This is a genomic window from Microbacterium sp. K41, from assembly GCF_004794395.1.
Classification (GTDB): domain Bacteria; phylum Actinomycetota; class Actinomycetes; order Actinomycetales; family Microbacteriaceae; genus Microbacterium; species Microbacterium sufflavum.
This window is the reverse complement of the sequence record NZ_SSDO01000484.1, coordinates 1-5,648: the sequence shown is the minus strand read 5'-3', so window position 1 is coordinate 5,648 and position 5,648 is coordinate 1. Positions and strand designations below refer to the sequence as shown.

At 68.4% G+C, this 5,648-nt stretch carries 7 protein-coding genes and 1 pseudogene; 3 read left to right on the top strand and 5 right to left on the bottom strand.

What is annotated here, in order from left to right; all coding sequences use genetic code 11:
* Both DW309_RS16125 and DW309_RS16120 read left to right on the top strand, forming a co-directional pair.
* Positions 1-1,037, top strand: a 1,037-nt coding sequence (locus DW309_RS16125) for a putative F420-0 ABC transporter permease subunit (protein WP_446724765.1), incomplete at its 5' end; no start/stop codon positions are given.
* Positions 1,034-1,849: an ABC transporter ATP-binding protein gene (locus DW309_RS16120; RefSeq protein WP_136045937.1), complete on the top strand. Its 816-nt coding sequence runs from the start codon at positions 1,034-1,036 to the stop codon at positions 1,847-1,849. The genes DW309_RS16125 and DW309_RS16120, both read left to right, overlap by 4 nt.
* A gap of 35 nt (positions 1,850-1,884) precedes the next feature.
* On the opposite strand, the gene DW309_RS16115 is transcribed toward DW309_RS16120, so the two are convergent.
* The 3 genes from DW309_RS16115 to DW309_RS16105 form a co-directional block, all read right to left on the bottom strand.
* Complete coding sequence (locus tag DW309_RS16115) at positions 1,885-2,310, bottom strand: ImmA/IrrE family metallo-endopeptidase (protein WP_136045936.1); 426 nt, start codon at positions 2,308-2,310, stop codon at positions 1,885-1,887.
* Positions 2,311-2,529: 219 nt separating this feature from the next.
* Positions 2,530-2,925 (bottom strand): hypothetical protein, encoded by a 396-nt coding sequence (locus DW309_RS16110; protein WP_136045935.1) that lies wholly within the window; start codon positions 2,923-2,925, stop codon positions 2,530-2,532.
* Between the two features lie 15 nt (positions 2,926-2,940).
* Positions 2,941-3,840, bottom strand: a complete 900-nt coding sequence (locus tag DW309_RS16105; RefSeq protein ID WP_136045934.1) for a hypothetical protein — start codon at positions 3,838-3,840, stop codon at positions 2,941-2,943.
* 62 nt (positions 3,841-3,902) lie between these two features.
* Here DW309_RS16105 and DW309_RS20240 point away from each other — a divergent pair, with 62 nt between their 5' ends.
* The gene (locus DW309_RS20240) at positions 3,903-4,277 is read left to right on the top strand and encodes a helix-turn-helix transcriptional regulator (protein ID WP_136045933.1); all 375 of its coding nucleotides are present in this window, start codon (positions 3,903-3,905) and stop codon (positions 4,275-4,277) included.
* Positions 4,278-4,319: 42 nt separating this feature from the next.
* Here DW309_RS20240 and cofD read toward each other — a convergent pair whose 3' ends face one another.
* Both cofD and DW309_RS19770 read right to left on the bottom strand, forming a co-directional pair.
* On the bottom strand, positions 4,320-5,315 hold the full coding sequence (gene cofD, locus DW309_RS16095) for a 2-phospho-L-lactate transferase (RefSeq protein ID WP_136045938.1): 996 nt from the start codon (positions 5,313-5,315) through the stop codon (positions 4,320-4,322).
* Positions 5,315-5,648 (bottom strand): annotated as a pseudogene (locus DW309_RS19770) (2-phospho-L-lactate guanylyltransferase); the annotation flags it as partial. The gene cofD and the pseudogene DW309_RS19770, both read right to left, overlap by 1 nt.

Sequence of the window (5,648 nt, the reverse complement as noted above, 5' to 3'; positions counted from 1 at the left end):
GCACCGCGGTCGTCCGCCCGGCACGGCGACGGGGGCGCGCGGCCTCGGCGACCGCGGTGCTGCTGCTCGCCCTGGCCGGCACCGTGGTCGCTGCGGTCGCCATCGGCCCGGCCGACATCACTCCTGCCGAGCTCGTGGCGAGCGTGTGGTCGCACCTGACCGGGGCAGCCAGCGGACTCACGCCCATCCGCGACGCGATCATCTGGGAGGGACGAGTGCCCCGGGTTCTCACGGCCGCCGCGGTGGGAGGCGGCCTTGCCCTGTGCGGCGCCGTGATGCAGGCGCTCACCCGCAATCCATTGGCAGACCCGTACCTGCTGGGCCTGTCGTCCGGAGCCTCGACGGGCGCCGTGATCGTCATCGTGCTGGGTGCCGCGGTGGCGCTGCCGTTCGCCGCCTTCGCCGGCGCCCTGCTCGCTCTTGCCCTCGCCCTCGGTCTGGCCCGCGCGGCCGGCTCCTCAGGGCCGACGGCCGTAGTGCTCGCGGGTCTCGCGGTGTCGGCGGTTCTGGCCGCGCTGACCAGCCTGGTGATCTTCTGGAGCGCGACCAACGACAGTTACCGCGAGATCCTCAGCTGGCTGCTCGGATCTCTCGGCGGCGCTGATTGGTCGGATGCCGCGCTGGCCGGCGTCGCGGTGGTCGTGTGCGCCGTGCCGCTGCTGGCCTCGGCCCGCCCGCTCGACAGCCTGGTGCTCGGCGACACGGCCGCCGAGGCGCTGGGCATCCCGGTCACGCGCGTGCGGGTGCTCCTGTTCGTGTGCGCCGCTCTGCTGACCGGCGCGCTCGTCGCGGTGAGCGGATCGATCGGCTTCGTCGGGCTGATCCTGCCGCACGCCGTTCGTGCGGTCGTCGGCGCCCGGCATCGCGCTCTCCTCCCGGTGTCATTCCTCGCCGGGGCGGTGTTCCTCATCTGGGCCGACACCATCGCGCGCACCGTGTTCGAGCCGCGCGAGCTCCCGGTCGGCATCGTCACCGCGCTGATCGGTGGTCCGGTGTTCGCGCTGCTGATGCTGCGCATGCGGAAGTCCCGCGCATGACCGCGCACGACGGAAGCGGGCTCGATGCCCGCCGCATCCGCTTCGATCACGGCGACCGCGTGATCATCGACGGCATGCACATCACCGCTCCCGGCGGCTCGGTCACCGCCCTGCTCGGCCCGAACGGCTCGGGCAAGAGCACACTGCTGCGCCTGATCGCCGGAACACTGCGCGGCGAGGTCGAGAGCCTGGAGCTCGATGGCGTGTCCCTGACCGAGATGCAGCGGAGGGCACGGGCGCAGCGGGTTGCCCTGGTGGAGCAGGAGTGGTCGGCGGCCGAGGGCATGACCGGACGCGACATCGTCGGGCTCGGACTCCTCCCGCACCGCGGATGGCTGTCGTTCGAGGGCGGGGAGGCGGATGCCGATGCGACGGACGCCGCGATGTCCCGCGCCGGCGCACGAGAGTTCGCAGACCGCGACGCGGCGACCCTCTCGGGCGGCGAGCGCCAGCGCGTGAATCTGGCCAGGGCACTGGCTCAGCGACCGGCGCTGCTGCTGTGCGACGAACCGACGAACCACCTCGACATCCGCGCCCAGCTCGACGCCCTCGTGCTGCTGCGCACCCTCGCCCGTGACGGGATGACGGTGCTCGCCGCGCTGCACGACCTCAACCACGCCGCGGCGTTCGCCGACCACGTCGTCGTGGTCGCCGACGGTCACGTGCAGGCGGCCGGTTCACCGCAGGACGTGCTCACCCGTGAGCTCATCGCCCGCGTGTGGCACGTCGAGGCCGAGGTGCTCTCTCGACCCGACAGCGATCGTCCGCTGATCGTCTTCGATGCGGCGATGACACCCGCCCTCGGTCGGTGACCGGGGTCACTCGAGGGACCCGACCCGAAGCGGGATCAGCAGGCGACCGTGAGCACCGGCTCGAAGCGTGGGGCCAGCATGAAGGCGCTCAACCGACGCGCGAGTTCTTCGGCTTCGCGCTCCTGCTGCCGCGGCACGTCCGACGCGGCGACGTCTACGGCGGCCGGTCGCTGCGGACCGTCGAAAGTCATCGGCAGCATCGCGCACTGCGCGTGTCCGCACAGCAGGTGCGCGAGCTCATGGGCAACCACATGCAGCTGATACCAGCGTGGATCGGACTCCCGGACGGGGATCCGTGCCCGGTCGCCGTTCACGAGAGCGAACGGCGGGATGCTCGCCCACTCGCGTTCGCCCAGCACATCGACCTCGATGTCCACGCCCAGCAGGACCGACACCCGATCCGCGAGGCCGCCCAGCATGGCACCGCATTCGACTTCCAACTCCTCGAAGAGCTGGTTCACTCCGTTTCGACCGTTCATGAGGCCCCTCCGCCCGACTGGCCCGCGCCGTGATCCGGCCGAGCACTGCTCCCACGTGAGAGATGACGGAAACGGTCAACTCATTACGCCGATATTGGCGGCTTTCGGCCAGAGGTTCCGCCGAACGTCTATGTCCGATCGAGCACGGCCGCATGAATCCTCCATGCGGAGTTGATGAGCGGGTTCATGCGTGACTACGCGTCAGGCGGAAACCGCGATGGGGTGGATCCTCCATGCGGAGTTGAGGTAGAGGGCAGTAAGAAGCAGGGATACCACACTGCCGATGAGTGCCAGGCTCGGACTCGGTGCGGTGAGCGCGCCCACGGACGTGGCGACTCCCTGAAGGAAGAACAATACGGCGAGCAGAATGCTGCTGCGGCGCGTGCTCGTCATCTTCCACCAAGGACGCGGGGCGTCAAGTTCCGTGGGACCGCGGAACGTGCGAGCTGCGACTGCGACGGCCGCAAGAACAGACACCACTGCCCAAGCGAACCCGAGGTAGAGGCTGACGGCTGCGAGAGGGATCATGGTGAGCGTGATTCCGACGCCCACGACGAGCAGATATCCGACCTTGGCAGCCGGTGCCTTGATGCGCATGATGCTCCTCTTGGTCTACGGGACTGCCGTATACGTCGTGTAGCTGCAGTAGTTGAACCCGCAGTTGTAGTACGTCACCTTGATTCGCCACTTGTTCCAGTATGCCTTCTCCACCTGCGCCGCAGGGGCGAGACCCAAGCAGGCGATACTCGCCGGATACGGAATCGGGAGGGCGCTACATGCGCCGCTGATTCCGTGGAGCCCGTTGTACATGGTGACGACCTGGGCCTTGCTGAGGTAGATCACCGACGTCGTGTAGGTCGGATCGGCGACCACAGGATAGAGGTAGTTAGTGTTGTGCTCCACGACTTGGGTCAGCGTCTGCCCTTCCACCTCATAGCGGGTGCGGACGTCCTTGCCCGTTGCGTCTTTCGCCCAGGGGGCCGCGAAGCTTCCCAGGACCTCGCCAGTTGCATCATCGACCACCGCCACGCCGCCGCCACCCTGGAGAACGAGGCTCGAAGCTTCGGGAAGATCGATCGGATAGTCATATCGTGTCGGCGCGGCTGCTGTATCGATTACTGTCGCAACCTGCACGGATCCGGTGTCGTGCACGAGGACGACGCTGCTGCTCGCGTTCCCGTTGTCGTACGTCACCGTTCCTGGGTCTGTTGAGATACCTGCGGTAGCGTCGTCCGCGAATGGAAGGCCGATCGTCGCCGTCCCTGACCCGGCTGAAATTGAGACGCCGTCGGTGGCTTCGGTGGACACATCGACAGTAAGCCGGTCAATCGTGACGGTGCTTTCACCGCCGTCGAGAAGCGGGGTGTCAATGGCCGCCGTGACATCCGCCGGAGTAACGTTCGCGACCACGTCTACCGTGGATTCTTCGTCCGCGATCGCTGCTGGGGAAACCCACATCACCGACAGCACAGCCGCCACCCCAGCTGCTGATCCAACCCTGAACTTCTTCATCGGAATTCTCCCCTCGATCACCTACTAGACGAGGCAAGCCTGGCCGGGGCAATCAAACGCAAATGGTCTGGCCATCCTGCTCCGTTCCGATCGAGAATCCAGCAGGCATGAGTTCTGGATTGCCAAGATGTAAAGTGCTACCTTCGCGGTTTGCCGCGCACGAAAGGGCGCCTATGCCGCATCGAGTGCTGGATCTCATCGCCCGGCAACTCGCCGCCTACCGCAAGCAACACGCTCTTTCCCAAGAAGAAGCCGCTGAACAAGTTGGATGCTCGCTCCCCACGTACCGTTCGCTAGAGCAGGGCACGTACCACGTCGATCACCTAGCGGATCCGAGACTCAGCACCATCATGCGGGTCGCCACGACTCTGCACCTCGAGCAGGACCTCATCGCCGTCTTCGACGCGGGGACTCGAAAAGCTGACGGCCGAGAATAGGGTCGGGGTGCCGCCGATGGTGGTCGTTCCCGCAAGGACTCACTATTCCGAGCCCAGCGCAACATCGAAGGCGTCCGCGGCGAGACGAGCCGATGTGTCGAGGTCACGCATCCAGAGCGCCCGCACCGGCGCGCGCAAGCCGTCCGTCCCGAGGTCGGCAGCAAGGGAAGCGTCCTCTTCACCGATGAGCCAGGCATCGAGGAGCCCGCCAGTCACGCGCGGGCCGTAGTGGCGGCCCACCGCATCAGCCGTGGCCGAAATCCCGACCGCGGCGAGACAGGCATCGGCCATCCCGCGAACGGGGGCGCCGGCGATGATCGGGGACACCCCGACCACGGAACCTGACGCCGTTCTGACCGCGTCGGCGATGCCGGGCACTGTCAGGACGGGACCGATCGAAACCACAGGATTGGACGGGGCGAGCAGAATCACGTCGGCTGCCACGAGGGCGTCCAGCACACCCGCCGCCGGCACGGACCGCTCGATTCCCGGCCAGTCGAAGCCCTGTACCGGGATCGCCGCGCGGTGCCTGGTCCACCACTCCTGAAAGTGCATCCGGCCCTGCGCCGCCGTCACGTGCGTGTCGACTTCCGCATCCGTCATCGGCAACAGTCGCACCCCGAGCGGCCACCGTGACGCCAGCCGGTCGACGACCTCGGTCACCGTGGCACCATCGCGAAGCCAGCCCGTGCGCGTGATGTGGGCGCCGAGGTCGAGGTCGCCGAGGGTGAACCACGGCCACCCCGCACCCCATGCGTGCAGTTCGGCGGCCACCCGCTCGCTCTCCCCGGTGCGCCCCCACCCACGCGCGGTGTCGTTCACGCCGGCGAGAGCGTAGATCATCGAGTCGACGTCGGGCTGCAGCCGCAAGCCGCTGAGCCACAGGTCGTCACCGGTGTTGACGACCACGGTGATCTCGGCACGAGTGCCGCCCGCGGCATCCGGCCAGCGCCGCCGGGCGGCCTCCCGCACGCCGACGACGAACTTCGACCCGCCGACGCCACCCGCCAGTACCACGATGCGCGGCGCCGACGACATCATGATGCCAGCACGAGACGTGGGGCGAGGAGCGCCGCCGTGCGCGGACCGAGACCGCACCGTCGGGCGGCTCGGAGGTGATCGGCGTGGTCGAGGTCGCGGCGCAGCCCGCTCAGCACGGGGAACCCCACCTCGGCGAACCCGGCAGCGCGGTGCGCGGCGGCCGAGTCGTCGCCGAAGCAGGGCCGCAGCGGTACGTCGGCGCGGGCGGTCGCGAGCACGGTGCCGGTGCCCTCCGCGTCGGGCACGAAGGCCCGCGGGTGGGCCGAGGCGTAGTCGAGCGCCCGGGTGAGCTCGTCGGGCAGCAGGGCCGGGAGGTCGCCGAGCAGCACT

What these genes read in the sequence shown, in the direction of transcription:
- DW309_RS16120 (WP_136045937.1), top strand. Translation starts at nt 1,034, where the DNA reads ATGACCGCGCACGACGGAAGCGGGCTCGATGCCCGCCGCATCCGCTTC.
- DW309_RS16110 (WP_136045935.1), bottom strand. Translation starts at nt 2,925, where the DNA reads ATGCGCATCAAGGCACCGGCTGCCAAGGTCGGATATCTGCTCGTCGTG.
- DW309_RS16105 (WP_136045934.1), bottom strand. Translation starts at nt 3,840, where the DNA reads ATGAAGAAGTTCAGGGTTGGATCAGCAGCTGGGGTGGCGGCTGTGCTG.
- DW309_RS20240 (WP_136045933.1), top strand. Translation starts at nt 3,903, where the DNA reads ATGGTCTGGCCATCCTGCTCCGTTCCGATCGAGAATCCAGCAGGCATG.
- cofD (WP_136045938.1), bottom strand. Translation starts at nt 5,315, where the DNA reads ATGTCGTCGGCGCCGCGCATCGTGGTACTGGCGGGTGGCGTCGGCGGG.